An 18,823-nucleotide genomic window follows, 5' to 3' on the forward strand; every position below is an offset into this window, starting at 1 on the left:
CTAGCGTGTCCTGGATCAATCAGTCCATGTCCGAAAATGGATCGTCTTCCGCTCCGGAGCCCTGGAGTAACTCATTCTTTTCCCGTGATTCACCGTTTTCTACACGGTCGGATTCGTCATCCAACGGGAACAGCGCCCGCTCCTTTTCACCCGCCAGCAGGTATCGGGCACCGGCTACCGACATTTTCTGGCCGCTGTGGCCGATGCCGTAGACGGTTTCCAGCTCCCAGTTGAATTCCGTACCCAACTCTTCTGCCTTGGCCTTGTTCGCGGCGTAGAAGTTCTTGCCCTTTTCCAGGCGGTGGGCACCTTGGGCAATGGCGATATCCAGCTTGCTGAGCAGTCGGTGGGAGGGGTCGTTGTCGGCAGTCCCCAACATGACGACCAGGTGGTGCGCATAAGAAGGCCTGAGATCGTCTGCCTCCACGCCGGTATTCTTCAGCCCGTATCGCAATGGCAGGGTCCAGTCCGGGAAGGTGTAGGTGCCGGAGTTGGCCGCGACGGCCGTGCCAATCCGGGCCTGCGGGTAGAGCATCACCATGCGGGTGACAAACTGGGCACCGCTGCCGTGGCCCCAGATATCGTATTCGGTGGCCTCCAGCGCGAATGCATCCCGCAACTTGTCGAACGCTCGCTCCAGGGCGGCAAAGGAGGACTGCTCCGGCGGGTTCCTCTGCCCCTTGGTTTCATCCACCGAGGACGAATCCGGCGTTACCCAATTGCCGGTCTGATAGCCCCAGCCGGTCGGGAAGTCCTCTTGCGATATCTCGGGGGCCACAATCAGCACGTCGTATTCGTTGGCGTAGGCGCCCCAGAAATCCCGGTATACATCGGCATCACGACGCCCGCCGTGCATAACCATCACCACCGGCGTGTCGGCGGTCAGTTCGTCCGGCCGTGTGTACCACAGCCGCATGTCCACCGGTTTTTCCGGGGTGCCGGCCTCCACCACAATCGAGCTGTAGCGCTCAAAGGTTTCCGGGTCAAAAATGTCGGATTCGCTGTCTTCCGAATAGGCAACAGGTTCCGTTGTGACTGTCTGACAGCCCGTCAGCAGCGAGAAAAGCGCGGCTAAAAAAATGGCGATCATCTTCATGGCGCAAAATCCTTCATATTGTTGTTTATTGATGCTTTGCCTGATGGCTGAAAGTCCGTGCCTTCCAGCATTTCACAAAGGTGGTATCGATGATTTCCGGCTTGGGAACCTCTTCCCGGCACTGCTGTTCCGCGACAGGACAGCGGGGATGGAACGGGCAGCCGGATGGCCGGTTCATCGGGTTCGGAAACTCGCCGGACAAACCGGGAGCCGGCACGCTGAGGTCCGGTGAGATGCTGAGCGCAGAGTCCAGCAACGCGCTGGTGTAGGGATGCTTTGGGTTGGACAACACCTGGCTACGATCCCCGCACTCTACGATTTCCCCGAGGTACATCACCGCCACCCGGTCCGCCATGTGCTGAACAACGGACAGGTCGTGGGTGACGAACAGGTACGTCAGGTCCAGTTCATCCCGCAAATCGAGCAGCAGGTTCAGGATCTGCGCCTGCACCGATACATCCAGTGCGGACGTGGGCTCGTCACAGATGACAATCTCCGGATCCATAATCAGGGCACGGCCAATCGCTGCCCGCTGGCGTTGCCCACCGGAAAGCTGGTCCGGGTAGCTGTTGAACACACGCCGGGGCAGGCCCACGTGCTCCATCATTTTGTGAACCTTGGCGAGCTGTTCGGATTTGCTGCCGATGCGATTTACCACCAGCGGCCTTCCGATAATGTCGCCAATAGTCTTGCGGGGGTTCAGTGACGAGTACGGGTCCTGAAAGATCGGCTGGATCATGCGGGCACGCTGCCCGGCTGGCAGGGTACTGATCTCGTGCTGGCCCAGGCTGACGGAACCGGTATCCGGTTGCTGCAGCCCCATGATGGTCCGCGACAAGGTGGTCTTGCCGCACCCGGACTCGCCTACCAGTGCCAGCACCTCGCCCTTGCGGATATCCAGGTTCACGGTGTCGAGTGCCTTTAGCGATTTGCGCTTGCCAAACAGCCCGCGACGTACCGAGAAGGTGCAGCTCACGCTGTCGACCGTCAGCACCGTGTCACCCGGCGTTTTCGGAAGCTCCACCGCGACTTCGTTGGCGGCCTCTTCCGCCCCAAACGTGGCCTGGTTTCGCGTTGCATCCGGATCGTGGCAGACGTAGGTGCGCCCTGGCCCCAGTTGTTTTCTCGGTGGCAGGTCAGTCTTGCAGGCGTCCACGGCTCTCGGGCAGCGTGAGGCAAAAGCGCAGCCCCGAATGGTGCCGGTCATGGAGGGAACAATGCCCGGAATCGAGCCCAACCGATGCGCATCGTTGCCGCGATAACCCGGCACACACTCCAGCAAGCCCTGGGTGTAAGGATGCTGCGGATTCCTGAGCACTTCTTCAGCGGTGCCAGTTTCCACAATGTCACCGGCGTACATCACCGCGATCTTGTCGGCTGAACGGGAGACCACACCCAGGTCATGGGTGATCAGGATCATCGACATACCCAGTTCCTTCTGCAGATCCTGCAACAGGTACAGAATCTGGGCCTGGATAGTCACATCCAGCGCCGTGGTGGGCTCATCGGCAATCAGCAGTTCCGGCTCGTTCATCAGCGCCATGGCGATCATCACCCGCTGACGCTGACCACCTGAGAGTTCGTGGGGGTACTGCTTCAACCGACTGGCCGGGTCGGGCAGACCCACTTTCTCCAATAGCTGGATAGCCCGCTGCTCGGCCTCGGCCCCGGACACGTTGCGGTGCAGGGTCATGGTCTCGGTCAACTGACGCCCGATGGAATACACCGGGTTCAGGCTGGTCATGGGTTCCTGGAAGATCATGCCAATGCGCTGGCCGCGTACTTTGGTGGCCAGTTCCCGTTCGCCGGAATGGGTCAGGTCACTGCCATCAAAGTTGATGCAGGCGGCGGCGCGCCTGGCGGAAGGCGGCAGCAAATTCATGATCGCCAGTGCGGTCATCGACTTGCCGGAGCCGGATTCGCCAACGATACCCAGGGTCTCTCCGCGCTTGAGGTCCAGGCTGATGCCCCTCACCGCTTTAAGGGTGGCGGAGTCCGTGGGGATCTCGACGGACAGGTCCTGGATATCCAGGATGGAAGCCGTGGTCATATCAGTTCCTCCGGTTAGTAACGGTGACATCGCGGACCCCATCCCCCAGCAGGTTGATGGCAATCACGAGGATAAACAGGGCAATACCGGGCAGGATCACCAGCCAGGGCTGGAAGAACATAGCCGTCTTACCTTCGGCGATCATAAGACCCCAGGAGGGAAGCGGCGACGGAATACCCAGCCCGAGGAACGACAGGGTGGCCTCGTTGAGGATGGCCACAGCCACTTCCAGGGTGAAAATCACCATGATCTGGTTCACCAGGTTCGGTAGCACTTCACGCACCGCAATCTGGAACTTGCTGCAGCCCATGGCGTTGGCGGCGGCGACGAAATCCAGTTCCCGCAGCCGCAGCGTGGCGGAGCGCGTGACCACCAGGTAGAACACCCAGTGGGTGGCCCCGATAACAAAGATCACCACGGTGACGGACTGGCCAATGACGAACACCAGCGCCATGATCAGCAGCAAGCTGGGCACTGCCAGTTGGCAGGTCACCAGGAAGTTGACGGCCTGATCAATCCAGCCACCGAAATAGCCGGCTATCAGTCCCAGGGTGACGCCAATCACCGCACCGATGGACGCAGCGCCCAGACCAATGGTCATGGAAATGCGGGCGCCATGGATCAGTCGGCTCAGGTAATCCCGCCCCAGGTGATCGGTACCCAGCAGGTACTCCCAGTTTCCACCCTCGGTCCATACCGGTGGCAACATGCGCAGGGACAGGTTCTGCAGGTACGGATCGTGCGGTGCCAGCCAGGGCGCGAACAGTGCGAACACAGCCATCACTAGCAAAATCCCAAAGCCGATCTTCAGGCCGTGATGTTTGCGGGCCCGCTTCAGGGCGGCCATGGTGGGGCTCAGCCCCAGGCCGCCCTCCTCAAGCTCGGACGGTGTGTCAACGGAGGCGATGCTGGCATCGCCGAGTGCTTGTCTTGTGGTCATCATTCACCCCATCCGGATCCGAGGGTCAAGCCAGGCGTTGATCAGGTCAGCCGCCAGCGTGAGCAATACAAAGGTCAGCACGAATATCAGGATCAGCGATTGCACCGTGGGGATATCCGAGTTGAAGATGGACTCCACCGCCAGCCGGCCCAGGCCATTCATGCTGAACACCGATTCGGTCACCACCGAACCGCCTAACTTGTGGCCAAGCTGCACCGCCAACACGCTGACAATAGGCAGCAAGGCGTTGCGCATGGCCTGTTGAAGGATCAGTCGATAGCCCATGAAGCCCTTGGCGCGAGCGGTGCGGATGTAATCCGACGACAGCACATCCAACAGGCCGGTCCGCGTCAGCCGCATCACGGCGGGCACCGAGCTGGCACCCAGTACCAGTGACGGCAGCACATAGTGTTTCCAGGTGGCATCACCGGACACCGGGAAGATCGGAAAGGTGACGGCAAACAGGATGATGAACATCAGCCCGAGCCAGAAGTTGGGTATAGCCTGTGCCGACACCGCTGTTGACAACGCCAGGCGGTCTACCCAGCTATTGGGCTTGAGGGCCGCACTGATGCCCAGCGGCAGCGCAATCGCTACCGTCACCATCAGGGCCGACAGCGCCAGCAGGATGGTGACCTTGGCGTGTTCCTGGATCAGCTCAACTACCTGCTGTTTCCAGAAATAGCTCTTGCCGAAATCCCCCTGCAGCACGCCGCCAAGCCAGTCGCCGTATTGCACCAGCACCGGGCGGTCGAAACCATATTGTTCGCGGATCTCATCCACCATTTCCTGGGGCGCATCCTCGCCGGCGATGGTCTGGGCCGGGTCGGTGGCGAAATGGAACAACGCAAAGGTTCCAAAGGACACCGTCAGGGCCACCAGCAGTGCCATGAACCCTCTGCGCAGCACGTAGTTCAACATAATCACTGTCTCCAACTGGCTTGCCAGAACCGGGGAACACCGTCTTTGGGTACGGAGAATTCCAGCTCGGGTGTTAACAGGAAGTTCTGGCTGTAGGAAAACATCGGCACCCAGTAGGCCTGTTCCGCAATGCGGTTCAGGGCCTGGCGATACAGGCGCTTGCGTTCCTCGGCATCAATGGTTTGCTCTGCCGCGATCACGGTGTCCGCAAGCGCGTCGTCACCGCTGTAATTGCGGGCGGAATTGGCCGCGAAATGAACCCCGGTGGAGGCGGACGCATCTGCTGTGCCGCCACTGCCGTAGGAGGCGAAGAACGCCTGCATATCCTTGCTATTGCGAACCTTGGAAAACACGTTCAACTTGACGAACCGCAGGTCCACATCCAGGTCAATGGCCTTCAGGTCGCTGACCACAGCCTCCGCAATGATCTTTTCCCGGTAGGCCCACAGCTTGAAGGAAAACCCATCCGGGTAGCCGGCTTCGGTCAACAGCTGCTTTGCCTTTTCAGGGTTGTAGGGATAACGCGGACCATCCGCATTGCACCCGAACTGGCGGGGGTGGCAGGCGAAATGAACCACCTCGGCACTGCCACGCATCAGGTATTTGGTGATTTCCTCACGGTTGATGGCATGATTGATGGCCTGACGCACCTTGAGGTTGGTAAACGGTGAGTCCGGGTCGACATAGCCAGCGGCATCCAGGGTGATATAACCAATGCGGATGTCATTGCCTTCCAGGCGTTTTACCCCCGGCAGATGGCTCACGTTGTCGGCCACATCCGGCGGCACGTCCATCATGATATCGATGCCGCCACTGAGCAGTTCCGCCTGTTGCGTACCCTGGTCGGGGATGACCCGAAACACCATGTTCTCGATGGCCGGATTCGCCTTTGGACTGGCCTGGTAATAGCCCTCGAAACGATCAAGGACAATCTCGCGGCCAGCACTGAATTCCGTCACCCTGTATGGACCAATCCCGTTCAACGGCTGCTCGTCCGTCTCGCTGCCGGCTTTATCGTAGGTACCCTGCTTGCGCAAGGGTATGCTGATGGCCATATCGCGCAACGCCATGGGATAAGGCAGTTTCAGATTAAAACGGACTTTCCCGGGGGCCAGCTTTTCGACACTTTCAAGCCAGCTGCGGATCACCGGGCCGCGGCTGGTGTCCGACTCTTCGTTTATCACCCATTCGAAGGTGTAGACAACATCTTCCACCGTCAACGGGCTGCCATCGTGAAACATCACGTCGTTGCGAATCGTGACGTCCAGTTCGGTGTCTGACACCCATTCATAAGAGGACGCCGCGAGAGGGACGAACTCGAGGGTTTCCGGGTCCACGAAAAACAGGCCGTCGTCGGTCAGTCGGGAAAGGATCAACCCTTCGCGCTGGATGGAATACAGCCTGTCGACCGTTGTCAGCGGCTTGGAAAGCGCCACCACCATGGTGTCGTCTTCCGCGCCAGCGCTGGCATGAAAAGGCAGTGCGCAGAGGGCAAGCAAGCCAATAAGGCAGTAACCGATAGGCACCGGGGGCCGGATCCTCATGTCTCCTCCTGTTGTAATTATTGGAGCACCTGATGGTTGTTTGGTTCGCGTCCAGATCAGGGAATGGAAATCAGTCTAGGCAGGCCGAATTGATTTTAAAATTGAATATAAGTCATATTTCTATGCAATTAATGCATCTATAAACGCCCGAGTTATGCTGTGCCCGTCATCGTGGCGTGCTCACCCAACGCAGAAGCCACCTCTTCCTGAAGACACCGCACCAGACTGGTGGTGGCCGGCGTTTCTTCGAATCCCGGCGGAAACAGCAACACAAACTGCAATCGGTAGTTCGGGCTCAACGGGCGCAGACAGAACCGCGACTGGTCCACTGCCAGGGCGGCCAGCCGATCAATGATCGTGACCCCCAACCCTTCCACCACCATCTGGCATGCCAGCACACTGGACGTGGTTTCGATCTTACAGTCGAGAGCAACACCGGCCGCATGAAAGATTTCCTCCATCTGGAAACGTGGGCGTAACCCGGGCGCCAGGGCAATGATGTCATGCTCCGCCATCTGGGCCGGCGAAACGGTTTCCAGAGCTTCCAGGGGATGCCCGCGTGGAATCATCACCATCGCGTCGGTGTCGAAAAAGGGACGTTGAATAACGGAGGGGTGATTGCAAGGCTTGGTCAGCGCAACGGCAATGTCATAATGGCGGCCGGCCACCCATTGCTCGATGTCCCGATGCCCCCGCACATCCACGCTAAAACGCTGATCGGGATGCTCCTTTACGAATCGCGCCAGTGCCGGCGATACCAGACTGTTGGCAAGTCTCGCCAGTGCTACGATACGCAGGGTGCGAGTACCGCCGGCCTTGATTTCCTGCACGATACGGGGCAGGTCGTCCAGGTTCGAAAGGATCTTTTCGGTTTCCCGATAGAACTCCTTGCCCTCCGGCGTCAGCACCAGGCGACGCTTCTCCCGCTTGAACAGTTTCAACTTCAATTCGTCTTCCAGAGTGGAGATCAATCGGCTGGTCGCCGGCTGGCTCAGGTTCATCACATCGGCGGCCGCTACCAGGGAGCCGTGTATCACCACGGCGCGAAAGCATTTCAACTTTTTGATATTCAATGACTTCTCCCATTTACATGCAGAAAACGCATATACCTATCTAATGTTTTCAATTTACATAGGTATCAATAGTAGCCGATAAAGTAAGCGTGCAAAGCGCCATGAGACCAGACTGACAACAAAGACACGTCTCGGATTGGCCGAATACAAACAGGTGAACTCCTCGGACGAAACCTTACAAAACAAGAAACCGGAGGCAATATGAGGTTTTTCAAATCAATGCTGGCGGCTGGCGTAGTTGGCCTGACGGCATTCCCCGCATCTGCGCTGGAAGTTGAAGTCGGAGGGCAGGTAAACCGCGCTGTCATGTACGCAAAGGATGGTTACAGCGCCAACAACCTGGGCGTGGGATCAGACACCGAGTTCTATCATGTGGACAACCGCAACAGCCCGACGCGCTTCAACATCGGCGGCACTCAACGACTGTTTGGCGGTTGGACAGCCGGCGCGCTTATTGAAGTGGGCGTGTTTTCCAACGCCTCGAACGATGTGGACCCGACTGCCAAGAACACCGATCCAGAGGTGGACGAGCGCATCACCGATGCGTTTGTGGATACGCCTTACGGTAAAGTGACCCTCGGCCTGGGTGAAGGCGCCGCTTACAATACGGGGCGTAGGGATTACTCTGGCACGGGTGTGATCAGTTTCCGTAACCCAAACCTGATCGGCGGCAGCCTCCGATACAAACTCAAATCGTCCTCTTTCAAACGAACCTTTGACGGCAGCGGCAACTTCACGGGTAATGAGCCGTTCGACCTGGCGAATCCCGCGCAGAACGAGTCGTCCATTTCCGGCAGTATTCGTGACTACAACTTCGAGGGGCGGCACAACCGGATCCGCTACGACAGCCCCCGCATCGGCCCTGCCACGGTGTCTGCCAGTGCCGGCCATGACGGCGACGGTGGAGCCAGTTCCGTCCTGCAGGTGGGCGTCAAATCCGGCCTTCGCGTTCCGGGCGGCCGCATGCTGGTGGGCGTGGGTTATTCCCGTGCGACCCAGAACAACGAGGATCCGGGTGGTTCAGACGGAGAAGACGTTAATATCTACGGTGGCTCCGTCTCGTATTTTCACAGCAGCACTGGTCTGAACCTGTCGCTGGCGGCGGTTAACCGGGCCCAGAAATTGACAGAAGAAGAGTCGACAGACACGTTTGATGCAACGAACTCGGAATTGGGGCAGTTTCGCTACGTCAAACTGGGCTATCGTCCGAATCGCCAACACGCATTCGACATTCATTATGGCGAAACCCGCGACCGCAACAAGGAAGATGAAAAAGGCTCTGTCATCGGGGTTGGCTACGTCTGGAGCCCCACGGACATGTTCGATGTTTACGGTGGCGCCAAGATACACAGCTTCGAACGCGCCGAATGGTGCACCACGTCCGGAAGAACCTGCTACAACCCGAAGTACGAAGACATCACCATCGTAACCACCGGTCTGCGCGTGAAGTTCTGACCGGACAGCAGGGCCAGGACCCGGCCCTGCAACGCACCACACGGCGTTATCGTTGTGACCTTCAGCCCCTCTTGTAGGGGCTTTTTTGATTATTCCTCATTGCTCAACCGCGCCACCACCGCCGCCAGATCCGTCATACCCTTTTCCACCTGCTGAATGCCGGTGGCAATGCCCGAGATTTCATCCGAACTGCGACGTGACAGCGTCGATACCCCGTCCATGTTCGCGCGCAACGACTCAATCAAATGACTGTTCTTGCCCACCACCGTGGAGATTTCTTCCAGGGAGTGAGCGGTCTTGGCAGCCAGTTTACGTACCTCGTCGGCTACCACTGCGAACCCCCGCCCCATTTCGCCGGCGCGGGCGGCTTCGATGGCAGCGTTCAGGGCCAGCAGGTTGGTCTGCTCTGCCACAGTGCGAATGGTGCTGACAATGCTGCCAATCTGCTCGGCCTGGATTTCCAGATCCCGGCTGACCTCCGTGGCGCTGGCCACCTCAGCCAGTGCCGACGCCGAGGTCTCTACCGCAAGGTTAAGGGCACGGGTGGCTTCAGCCGCAATCTGTGAGGTTTCCTCAGAGGTGGCCGCAGCCACGTCGGCCGCCTCGCGGGCATTGTTCACCCGCGCGGTGATGTCCGAGGCAAACTTGATCACCTTGTATACCTGACCGCCAGCATCCAGCACAGGGCTGTAGGTCGCTTCAAGCCAGATACTCTTGCCGTTCTTGTCCCTGCGCTCAAACTGCCCTGAAAAACTCTCACCACGGGCCAACCGTTTCCAGAAGTCCGGATTATTGCGATAGAAATCATCAAAACAGAACATCCTGTGGTGCTGGTGGAGGATCTCGTCCTTGGCGTAACCGGTGGTAGCCAGGAAATTCTCGTTGGCCTCCAGTATCTCGCCGTCGGGCGTGAACTTGATGACGGCCATATAGCGGTCGATGGCATCAAGCATGGCAGTATCATCCGCTACTTTGTCCTGGGATGCGGTCGCGTCTGTCGCTAGCTTGATGACCTTGAAGACGTTGCCGTCCTCATTGGTGACGGGGAAGTAGGTGGCCTCCAGCCAGACACGTCGGCCATCCTTGGCAAAGCGGGGGAAGGTGCCCTGTTTCTTGATGCCGCGCCCGAGATCCTCCCAGAAGCGCTGATATTCCGGCGATGCCGTATAGTTTGAGTCACACAGAGACCGATGATGCTTACCAACAACCTCCTGACGCTCGTATCCGATAATGGAGAGCAACAAGTCATTGGCAGACTCTACAATTCCTGAAGGGCTGAACTCGATATACCCGATTTGGGAGGCAATGGCATTCAGGGTTTGCTGAATCCTCTCCTGTTCGGCCCTGGAGACCGTTAACTGATCCGTTAATTCCGCAATACGATGGCGCCCAAACATGGTGCTCCCTCCCTGGATGAGGCATATGGAATATTGTTCAATATATGCTCAACGAACCGGAGTTTACGTATCTTAAGGTACAGAGATGGCAACGAACTGTAAGAAATAATTACAGTACATGTTTGTGCGATATCGGGTTCGAGTTACCCATTGACACTCGGGAGATCACCTTAGATCTATAAACGCGTCCTTCACATGCCCGGCCAGCGCGTCGTTGACCGGGTTGCTGCCACCGCGCACCAGTGCGATCTGATACTCTACCAGCGCCGGCAGCCCTTCCCGGTCGAGCTTTCGTAGCGGCGGGCGCACCAGGCTAACGGGGAACGGTGCAACCGCCAGGTCCGACAACATCGCCGCTTCCTGACCAAAGCAGTTGTCGCAGGTGTAGGCAACCCGATAGGAAATATGGGCGTCATCCAGGGCCGTCAGCGCTGCCCGGCGCCATACGCAACCATGGCTGGCAAGGGCCACCGGCAGGGGTGACCGGTTGGCAGCGACACCCCCTTCGCGGCCGGCCCACACCAATGGCTCGGTGTGTACCACTTCACCGCGCCGCTCCTGCCCCTCATTGCCAATGGTGACCAGCACCATATCCAGCTCTCCTGCGTCGAGCCTGTCCAGGTTCTGTTGGCTGGAACCAACCACGACATCCACCTGAACCGCTGGATACGAGCGCGCGAACTGCGCCAGTACGCCCGGCAGGATACGGCTGCCCACATCGTCTGAAGTCCCCAGACTGACCCGGCCTTCCAAAACGGGAGAGAGGAACTGCCGGATAGCCTCCTCGTTCAATCGCAGCAGTCGCCGGCCATACCCCAGTAGCACTTCTCCCTCGGGCGTCAGCCGGACGCGACGGGCTTCGCGCACAAAGAGGACGTGACCGAGAATTTCCTCAAGCCGTTTGATCTGCATGCTCAGGGCCGAAGGGGTGCGAAAAACCTGCTTCGCGGCGCGGGTAAAGCTTCCACTCTCGGCAATGGCCACGAAGGTTCTCAATACGTCGGTATCCAGTAGCGGGCCAGCCTCGCGGTTGGGCGCAAGTTCGGTACTGTCCATAAGTCACCTTTCAATTTTTCTTAACTCAGATATTAAATCTTTTCGTTTGTTTGATCAAAGGTGACATTGCATGCTGATAACCATGCCCCAGCGAACACGCGAGGGCACTCATACTGATGACTGAACAGGAGATTGAAACGATGAGCCATTATCAGGATTTCCGCCGCCCGCACCTTCGTCCAGACTCCCCCGCCAAACCGCCGGAGCTGGAGCTTTACATGCCCGCCACTCCACCGCTGGCGTTCATGGCAACGTTTGAGTTCTGGGTCAGAATCTTCCGGCGCAGGCACCATTTTCGTCGCCTGTTCCTGCCTTTACTGAAGGAGGATGACGAAATACTGGAGGACATCGGCTTTGAGAGAACGGATATTCAGTGGGCGCTCAATCTCCCACTGAAGGTCGATGCCCTCAAGGCGCTGGAGGCCTGTCGCAGGGCGCGAGGTAACCAACTTCAACCATAAAGCGACTCGATCACGTCGGTATACTTCTCGTAGATGTTGCTTCTGCGCACCTTCATGGTGGCCGTCACTTCATCATCGTCGTGGTCTAGCTCCTTGGTGAGCAGGTGGAAGCGCTTGATCTGGGCCACCTGCGGCAGTTGTTCGTTGCCCTTGGTCACCTCGGCCTGAATCAGTTCGTTCACCTGCTCCTGCTCGGTGAGGCTTCGGAAAGTGGTGTAGGCAATCCGCTCCTGTTCTGCCCATTTGGCCACCGTATCAAAGTCGATCTGTATCAGAGCGGAAACATATTTCCGGGCCTCCCCGATCACAATGCATTCCTTGATATAGGGGCTGGCCTTGATGGTGTTTTCAATCTCCGTTGGCGACAGGTTCTTGCCACCAGCGGTGATCATGATGTCTTTCAGGCGGTCGACAATCTTGAGCTGGCCATCCCGCCATTCACCGACGTCGCCGGTATGCAGCCAGCCGTCTTTCAGGGTTGAGGCGGTCGCCTCGTCGCTTTTGTAGTAACCCTTGAACATGCTGCCGCCACGCATGATGATCTCGTTGTGCTCACCGAGTTTGACCTCAACGCCGGCAATCGCGACGCCCACGGTTCCCAGATGCACGTCATCCACCGGCTGTGCGGTTGCCACGCCGGTACTTTCCGTCTGGCCATAAACTTCCAGCAGGGGTATGCCAATGGTCCGGAAGAATTCCAGAATTCCGGTGGAAATGGGGGCCGCTCCGGTCATTGCGATAGTGCATCGGCGCAGGCCAATGAAGTTCTGCAGTGCCCGGAACACCAACCAGTAACAGAGGCTGTAAAGCCCTTTTTCTTTCAAGCTCCACTGCGCCCGGGATTTGGTGGCCATGGGCGAACAGGCCCGGATTGCCCAATTGAACAATGCCCGCCGGACACGTCCTGTCTCCTGAATTTTGATATAGATCGAGGAATGCAGCTTTTCCCAGATACGGGGCACGCCCAGGAAAAAGGTCGGCGCAATTTCCCGCAGATCTTCCTGAACGGTGCGCAGGCTCTCGCCGAAGCTGACGGAGCTGCCTGCATAGACCGGCGCAATGTTGGTTACCGCCTGCTCCGCCACATGGCACAGCGGCAGGTAGGAAAGACTGGAACCGCGTTCGTCCGCCTGCAGCAACTCAATAAGGCCGGGCGCGGCAGCAAGAAGATTACCCCAGCTGATCATCGCGCCCTTCGGCCGTCCAGTGGAGCCAGAGGTGTAAATCATCAGGGCGGTGTCATCCATTCGCTGGCCATCGAGCAGTTCGTCCACCAGTCCGGGATGGTCTTTTTCAAACGCACGGCCTCTGGCCTCAATATCCTCGAACGCCGCCGGGGGTTCGGGATAGTAACGAAGGCCTTTCATATCGATGGCAATGGCGTGCTTCAGCTGTGGCAGTTGCGGCCAGGCTTCCAGGACTTTATCGGTCTGTTCCTGATCCTCACACACCACAATGCTCGCATCGCTGTGTTCGAGAACGTAGGCCACCTCCTTCCAGGGGCTGGTCGGATACACACCCACACAGATACCCCGCACCATGCCAATACCCATCTGGGCAATCACCCACTCCACCCGGTTTTCCGAGATAATGGCTACATGACCACCCTTCTCCAACCCCATGGCGCGAAGCCCAAGGCCGAAATGGCGAGCGCGCTCGTAGTAGGCCCGCCAGGAATAGGCCTGCCAGATGCCAAAGTCTTTCTGGCGCAGCGCCAGTGCGTCCGGCCGCTCCTGGGCGTGGGCCCGAAGCATCTGGGTCAGTGTCAGGTCAGGTAGGGCAATTGTTGTCATGACAGCCACCGTTTACGGCGTTTGTAGTGCTTGATATCGCGGTAACTGCGGGCTTCACCTTCCTTGCCGCCCACGCCCAGGTAGAACTCCTGAACGTCCTCATTCGCCGTGAGCTTATCCGCCGGCCCGTCGATCACGATCTTGCCGTTCTCCATGATGTAACCGTATGAGGCAATCGCCAGAGACACCGCCGCATTCTGCTCCACCAGAAGAATCGCAGTGCCCTGTTCACGGTTGATCCGCGCCACAATGGTAAAGATCTCCTCCACCAGCAGCGGCGCCAGGCCCAGCGACGGCTCATCCAGCATGATCAGTGCGGGCTGGGCAATCAACGCACGACCCAAAGCCAGCATCTGCTGTTCGCCGCCGGAGAGGTAACCCGCCAATTGCTTACGGCGTTCCTTCAGGCGAGGAAAATAATCGTAGACCAGTTCGTAGCTGTCGCTCAGGGAGGGCTTGCCGCCGCTGAGCGCGTAGGTAGCAGCGATCAGGTTCTCCTCCACCGTGAGGTCTTCAAACACACGGCGGCCTTCCATGACATGGAAGAGTCCGTTACGCACCAGTTTTTCGGGAGGCGTACCCTTTACATCCTGGCCCCGGAAACGCACCTCCCCGGCGGTCACTTCCCCGTCTTCCAGGGTCAGCAGGCGGGAGACACTTTTCAGAGTGGTGGATTTGCCAGCACCATTGGAACCGAGGAGTGCCACAATGGCGCCCTCCGGCACCCGCAGCGACAGGCCCCGAAGAACCTGCACCGACTTGTTGTAGACCACCTCGATATTATCGATTTCCAGCAAGGCTTCCATACAGCCCCTCAGTCAAGGTGAATCCAGTCCGATACCGGCTCATAACGGCCTTCTTCAGCATTTACCCGCCAGATCCGGCCGACCGGGAAGGACATGTTCCGCACGGTGACCGGAATGCCGATAATGCCGCCAGTATCCCAGTCCTCAATAGAGGCAAGAGACTCCGCCATGTTGTCTCCGGTCAGTTCTTTCCCCGCATCGAGCGTGCGCTTGACCACTTCGGTCCAGACCATGGCATTGAACCACCCCTGCATGTAGCCGGTAGGACGGTAGCCCGCTTCCGGGTCGCTCTTCTCCGCCTGGGCGCGGAGGGCATCAAGCATGGGACCGCTTTCCTCGCTGTCGTAGTAGTTGTAGGGCATTACGCCCATGTAGCCGTCAGCGTCTGCACCCATCTTGTCGATGATCAACTTGTCCGAGGACCAGAAGGTGCCCATGAACTGGGTATCAAGGCCCATCTGGCGCATCTGCACCATGAACTCGTTGATCGGCGACAATACGTAGCCATGAAACACAACATAGTCCGGTCGTACCCTGCGGAGTTTCAGGACCTCAGCAGACACATCCACACTGCCGGGCTTGGTCACGATCTCCTCGACGACGTCGATGCCCAGTTCACCCGCGCGGGCTTTGCCGTTTTCGATGGGGTCCTTACCGAACTCGGTATCACTGTATACAAACGCCACGGTGGGCATATCACCACCTTCACCCTGAGTGGCAATGTACTCCAGAATGATGCCAAACATCTGGCTGTAGTTCGGGCCGGGAATGAACTGGTAGGGGTATTGCTCGTTATCCGTCAACGCGGTCGCGAACGAGGCCCCGCTCATAAGCGTGTTGCCCTGGCTGTTGAGCTCAGAGGCGATGGCTTTCATGAAACCAGTGCTGTCGCCGTAGTAGGTAGCCGGGGAACTGCTACCGGAAATCTTCTTGAAGGCCGCCACCGAGCGGTCCACCTCGTAGGCGGTGTCTTCCATCACATACTCTACCGGGTGACCATTGATGCCCCCCTGACTGTTGATCCAGTTGGTGTAGTCGGTCAGACCGGCGTGGATGTGAATACCGGCAAACGCAAACACACCGGAGAGGGGTATGGAGCCGCCAAACACGACGGGCTCCTTGTCCTGTGCCATCACCGGCGCGGCCATTGTCAACGCAGCGACCAAACTGCCAAGGCCGGCAAGCCGGCGACCTTTTTTGAGGATGTTTCTGAACATGTTCTTTCTCCTTGCAGCTTCTTGTTGTTGGTGTTGCACGGGCTCCCGTGAGGGAACCGTTAATTCCGGAACGGCCAGAGGCGGAAAAAACGGCGGATTCGGTGCCAGATTTCCGCGAGGCCATGAGGTTCGAAAATCAGGAAGCCCACGATAAGGCCGCCAAAAATGATCTCCAGCATCGGCGACATGAACACCGGGGCGTTGGGGTAAAACGGTGTCAGTGCCGCCGTTAGCAGTTTCAGCGCTTCCGGCACCAGAGTCATGAAAGCGGCACCCAAAATGCCGCCCAGCAAATTCCCCATACCGCCGACGATCACCGCCGCCAGATAGAAAATGGACATGGAAAGCGGAAAACTCTCCGGGGTAACCACGCGGTAGAAATAGGCGAACAGGCCACCGGCCACCCCGGCATAGAAAGAGCTGAGCGCGAACGACATCAGCTTGTAGCGCAAAAGGTTAATACCGAGGATCTCGGCGGAAATATCGCGGTCACGGATGGCGATAAAGGCCCGACCAATCCGGGTGCGGAACACATTGCGAGCGGCCAGCACCATCAGCACGGCCAGCGGCACGATGATGAAATACATCATGAAATCACTTTGGAACGTCAGCCCGAACAGGTGCGCTGGCTCCAGGCTCAGGCCACCCATGCCACCGGTGACGGGTTCCCACTCGGCAAAAATGAAGTGCAGGAACACGCTCGCAGCCAGGGTGGCGATGGCCAGATACAGACCTTTGACCCGTAGTGATGGCAGTCCCACCAGAATCCCGACAGCGGCAGCCATAAGCCCGGCCAGCACCAGAGTGATCGGGAACGGCAGGCCGGTATTAATGGACAGCCATGCCACCGTGTAGGCGCCAACGCCCATGAACCCGGCCTGCCCCAGGGAAATCAGGCCGGTAAAACCGGTCAGGATGTTCAGGCCGGTGGTGCTGATCACGGCAATGCCAACCAGGCAACCCAGGTACAACAGGTAAGAGTCGACGGCAAACGGGAACACCATGAGAATCAGCAGGAAAAAACCCAGCCACAGCTTCTGGGTCGAACTGGTCCAGATTGCCTCATCAGCCTCGTAACTCTGTTTTGCGTCACCGATGCGCATCTTAAACTCGCTCTATTTCGTGGGTGCCGAACAGGCCGTAGGGGCGGATCACCAGGATCACCGCCAGCACCAGGAACGTTGCCGGCATCCGGTACTCGCCTCCGAGGTAGGCACCGGCAACCGTCTCCAGCCAGCCAATAAACACGCCGGCGACCAGGGCACCGAGAATGCTGTCCAGGCCGCCGACGATCACCACCACCAGCACACTCAGACCAATAATCCCGAATTGCGGGCTGAGTCCGCCGGTGGCGGCCACCAACACACCAGCCAACGATGCCGCGAGTGATCCAAACACCCAGGCCATGTTGAACACCCGGCGCACGTTAATACCCATGGAATACGCCGCCGCCTGATCCGAGGCCGTTGCCCTCAGGGCCACGCCACCCCGCGAGAAGCGGAAATAAAGCAGGTAAATAATGAGCAGAGCAGAACCAATCAGAAAACCATAGGCGATTTTCGGGGCCAGGTAGAGTGGGCCGATAAACACCGGCTCCCGAGGCAGAAAACTGGGCAACAACTGCGGGTCGGCGGTCCAGATAAACTCCACCAGGCCCACCAGGATACTGCCAATGCCGATGGTTACCATCACCACCGAGATGGGAGACTCGCCCAGCATGGGCCGGATCATGGTCTTCTCGATCACACCGCCAAGAATACTGCCGCCGATCACCGCCAGCGGCAGGGCAATCCATGGTGATAACTCCATGCCGCCAGCAAATGCCAGGAACAGGTAGGCGGCAAACATCATGATCTCGCCAATGGCGAAATTGATCACCCGGGTGGCCTTGTAAATGATCACAAACCCCAACGCGATAAGGGCGTAGAGCCCACCCATGGCCAGGCCGGCCAGGCTGATTTCACCAAAGAACAACCAATCCATCAGGCAACCTCCCCTTCCGGATTGAGCTTCCTTCGCAAACTGTCGATGTCGCTGTTGCCCAGATAGGCCTTGATCACCTCGGGGTTGTTTTGAACATCCGCAGGCACACCTTCGGTGATGACCTGACCAAAATTCAGGACCGCGATATGGTCTGATATGTCCATCACCATGCCCATGTCGTGTTCCACCATCAGCACGGTAATGCCCCACTCTTCCCGGATATCCAGAATAAACCGGGCCATATCCTCCTTTTCTTCCCGGTTCATGCCGGCTACCGGCTCATCCAGCATCAATACCTGAGGTTTCATGGCCAGGGCACGGGCAAGCTCAACCCGTTTCTGAAGGCCGTAGGGGAGGCTGGCCACCGGCTGGCGTCGTATATGGTCGATTTCCAGGAAGTCGATAATCCGCTCTTCCACCTCTTGGCGGACAGCCGTTTCCTCACGGCGGGCGGGCCCGAAATAGGCCAGCGCACTGAGCAGGCCGCTCTTCATGTGCACATGGGCGCCAAGCTTGATGTTGTCGAGCACTGTCATCCCCCGGAACAGGGCAATATTCTGGAAGGTTCGGGCAAGGCCAAGTGCGGCCCGTCTCGGCGGCTTGATACTGCCCGGCAGCGGCTGGCCCTGGTAGCGAATGTTGCCTTGTTGTGGTTTGTAGAAACCGGAGATGCAGTTAAAAAGCGAGGTCTTGCCAGCACCATTCGGGCCGATAATGGTCGTGATGGTGTTTTCAGGCACACGGAAACTGACATCCTGCAGCGCCTTGACACCACCAAATGAGAGAGACAGGTTACTGATCTCAAGGATGCTCACATTACCTCCCGGCACCCCTGGCGCCGGGCAGACAGGCTCACGAATACGCCCTGCTGATACCCATCTCACGCCCGAAGATGATTGTCGTTGTTGTTTTTTCTTGTCACCGGGCTGATCCCCGGTCCAGATTAAAAGTAGTCCATTCAGGCAACATTGGGCAAACCCTTCTATCCTGTTATCTGTCAGACAACAAAGGCGGCTTTAAAAACAAGAGAA

Annotated in this window: 16 protein-coding genes and 1 pseudogene; 2 read left to right on the forward strand and 15 right to left on the reverse strand. The window is 58.2% G+C overall.

Annotated elements, in window-relative coordinates; genetic code table 11:
* Window positions 1-19: 19 nt before the first annotated feature.
* The 7 genes and pseudogenes from MDG893_RS08150 to MDG893_RS08175 form a co-directional block, all read right to left on the reverse strand.
* Window positions 20-1,096, reverse strand: coding sequence for an alpha/beta hydrolase family protein (locus MDG893_RS08150; RefSeq protein ID WP_007153276.1), 1,077 nt, complete (start codon window positions 1,094-1,096; stop codon window positions 20-22).
* 25 nt (window positions 1,097-1,121) lie between these two features.
* Window positions 1,122-2,120 carry an oligopeptide/dipeptide ABC transporter ATP-binding protein gene (locus MDG893_RS21390; protein ID WP_425268453.1) on the reverse strand — a complete coding sequence of 333 codons (999 nt, stop codon included), beginning with the start codon at window positions 2,118-2,120 and terminating at the stop codon, window positions 1,122-1,124.
* A 51-nt stretch (window positions 2,121-2,171) separates the two neighbouring features.
* A pseudogene (locus MDG893_RS21395) lies at window positions 2,172-3,188 on the reverse strand (ABC transporter ATP-binding protein); the annotation flags it as partial.
* Window positions 3,148-4,089 carry an ABC transporter permease gene (locus MDG893_RS08160; protein WP_007153278.1) on the reverse strand — a complete coding sequence of 314 codons (942 nt, stop codon included), beginning with the start codon at window positions 4,087-4,089 and terminating at the stop codon, window positions 3,148-3,150. The pseudogene MDG893_RS21395 and the gene MDG893_RS08160, both read right to left, overlap by 41 nt.
* The gene (locus MDG893_RS08165; RefSeq protein ID WP_007153279.1) at window positions 4,090-5,007 is read right to left on the reverse strand and encodes an ABC transporter permease; all 918 of its coding nucleotides are present in this window, start codon (window positions 5,005-5,007) and stop codon (window positions 4,090-4,092) included.
* A gap of 2 nt (window positions 5,008-5,009) precedes the next feature.
* A complete protein-coding gene (locus tag MDG893_RS08170) occupies window positions 5,010-6,551 on the reverse strand; it encodes an ABC transporter substrate-binding protein (RefSeq protein WP_007153280.1) in 1,542 nt (513 codons plus the stop codon).
* Between the two features lie 152 nt (window positions 6,552-6,703).
* Entirely contained in the window at window positions 6,704-7,624 is a 921-nt protein-coding gene (locus tag MDG893_RS08175; RefSeq protein ID WP_007153281.1) for a LysR family transcriptional regulator, read from the reverse strand.
* Between the two features lie 201 nt (window positions 7,625-7,825).
* Between MDG893_RS08175 and MDG893_RS08180 the strand changes: the two genes are divergently transcribed.
* Window positions 7,826-9,079, forward strand: a complete 1,254-nt coding sequence (locus tag MDG893_RS08180; protein ID WP_007153282.1) for a porin — start codon at window positions 7,826-7,828, stop codon at window positions 9,077-9,079.
* 89 nt (window positions 9,080-9,168) lie between these two features.
* On the opposite strand, the gene MDG893_RS21305 is transcribed toward MDG893_RS08180, so the two are convergent.
* Together MDG893_RS21305 and MDG893_RS08190 are read right to left on the reverse strand one after the other, a co-directional pair.
* Window positions 9,169-10,476: a methyl-accepting chemotaxis protein gene (locus MDG893_RS21305; protein WP_007153283.1), complete on the reverse strand. Its 1,308-nt coding sequence runs from the start codon at window positions 10,474-10,476 to the stop codon at window positions 9,169-9,171.
* Window positions 10,477-10,641: 165 nt separating this feature from the next.
* Window positions 10,642-11,532 (reverse strand): LysR family transcriptional regulator, encoded by an 891-nt coding sequence (locus MDG893_RS08190; protein ID WP_007153284.1) that lies wholly within the window; start codon window positions 11,530-11,532, stop codon window positions 10,642-10,644.
* A gap of 140 nt (window positions 11,533-11,672) precedes the next feature.
* Here MDG893_RS08190 and MDG893_RS08195 point away from each other — a divergent pair, with 140 nt between their 5' ends.
* Complete coding sequence (locus tag MDG893_RS08195) at window positions 11,673-11,993, forward strand: hypothetical protein (RefSeq protein WP_083797679.1); 321 nt, start codon at window positions 11,673-11,675, stop codon at window positions 11,991-11,993.
* Here the strand turns inward: MDG893_RS08195 and MDG893_RS08200 are convergent.
* Genes MDG893_RS08200 through MDG893_RS08225 form a run of 6 tightly spaced genes read right to left on the reverse strand, consistent with a single transcriptional unit; the run spans window position 11,984 to window position 18,607 of the window.
* Window positions 11,984-13,786, reverse strand: coding sequence for an AMP-dependent synthetase/ligase (locus MDG893_RS08200; RefSeq protein ID WP_007153286.1), 1,803 nt, complete (start codon window positions 13,784-13,786; stop codon window positions 11,984-11,986). The genes MDG893_RS08195 and MDG893_RS08200 overlap by 10 nt on opposite strands.
* Window positions 13,783-14,592, reverse strand: a complete 810-nt coding sequence (locus MDG893_RS08205; RefSeq protein ID WP_007153287.1) for an ABC transporter ATP-binding protein — start codon at window positions 14,590-14,592, stop codon at window positions 13,783-13,785. The genes MDG893_RS08200 and MDG893_RS08205 overlap by 4 nt, the downstream gene beginning before the upstream one ends.
* Window positions 14,593-14,600: 8 nt before the next feature.
* A complete protein-coding gene (locus MDG893_RS08210) occupies window positions 14,601-15,809 on the reverse strand; it encodes an ABC transporter substrate-binding protein (RefSeq protein ID WP_007153288.1) in 1,209 nt (402 codons plus the stop codon).
* Between the two features lie 59 nt (window positions 15,810-15,868).
* Window positions 15,869-16,912, reverse strand: a complete 1,044-nt coding sequence (locus tag MDG893_RS08215) for a branched-chain amino acid ABC transporter permease (RefSeq protein ID WP_007153289.1) — start codon at window positions 16,910-16,912, stop codon at window positions 15,869-15,871.
* Window position 16,913: 1 nt separating this feature from the next.
* Complete coding sequence (locus tag MDG893_RS08220) at window positions 16,914-17,792, reverse strand: branched-chain amino acid ABC transporter permease (protein WP_007153290.1); 879 nt, start codon at window positions 17,790-17,792, stop codon at window positions 16,914-16,916.
* The gene (locus tag MDG893_RS08225; RefSeq protein WP_007153291.1) at window positions 17,792-18,607 is read right to left on the reverse strand and encodes an ABC transporter ATP-binding protein; all 816 of its coding nucleotides are present in this window, start codon (window positions 18,605-18,607) and stop codon (window positions 17,792-17,794) included. Before MDG893_RS08225 ends, MDG893_RS08220 begins: the two co-directional genes overlap by 1 nt.
* Window positions 18,608-18,823 lie beyond the last annotated feature (216 nt).

It is taken from the genome of Marinobacter algicola DG893, from assembly GCF_000170835.1.
Lineage (GTDB): Bacteria > Pseudomonadota > Gammaproteobacteria > Pseudomonadales > Oleiphilaceae > Marinobacter > Marinobacter algicola.

Bases quoted from the DNA above. Each gene is read 5' to 3' on its own strand.
- MDG893_RS08150 (WP_007153276.1), bottom strand. From the start codon at position 1,096: ATGAAGATGATCGCCATTTTTTTAGCCGCGCTTTTCTCGCTGCTGACG.
- MDG893_RS08160 (WP_007153278.1), bottom strand. From the start codon at position 4,089: ATGATGACCACAAGACAAGCACTCGGCGATGCCAGCATCGCCTCCGTT.
- MDG893_RS08165 (WP_007153279.1), bottom strand. From the start codon at position 5,007: ATGTTGAACTACGTGCTGCGCAGAGGGTTCATGGCACTGCTGGTGGCC.
- MDG893_RS08170 (WP_007153280.1), bottom strand. From the start codon at position 6,551: ATGAGGATCCGGCCCCCGGTGCCTATCGGTTACTGCCTTATTGGCTTG.
- MDG893_RS08180 (WP_007153282.1), top strand. From the start codon at position 7,826: ATGAGGTTTTTCAAATCAATGCTGGCGGCTGGCGTAGTTGGCCTGACG.
- MDG893_RS21305 (WP_007153283.1), bottom strand. From the start codon at position 10,476: ATGTTTGGGCGCCATCGTATTGCGGAATTAACGGATCAGTTAACGGTC.
- MDG893_RS08190 (WP_007153284.1), bottom strand. From the start codon at position 11,532: ATGGACAGTACCGAACTTGCGCCCAACCGCGAGGCTGGCCCGCTACTG.
- MDG893_RS08195 (WP_083797679.1), top strand. From the start codon at position 11,673: ATGAGCCATTATCAGGATTTCCGCCGCCCGCACCTTCGTCCAGACTCC.
- MDG893_RS08200 (WP_007153286.1), bottom strand. From the start codon at position 13,786: ATGACAACAATTGCCCTACCTGACCTGACACTGACCCAGATGCTTCGG.
- MDG893_RS08205 (WP_007153287.1), bottom strand. From the start codon at position 14,592: ATGGAAGCCTTGCTGGAAATCGATAATATCGAGGTGGTCTACAACAAG.
- MDG893_RS08210 (WP_007153288.1), bottom strand. From the start codon at position 15,809: ATGTTCAGAAACATCCTCAAAAAAGGTCGCCGGCTTGCCGGCCTTGGC.
- MDG893_RS08215 (WP_007153289.1), bottom strand. From the start codon at position 16,912: ATGCGCATCGGTGACGCAAAACAGAGTTACGAGGCTGATGAGGCAATC.
- MDG893_RS08220 (WP_007153290.1), bottom strand. From the start codon at position 17,792: ATGGATTGGTTGTTCTTTGGTGAAATCAGCCTGGCCGGCCTGGCCATG.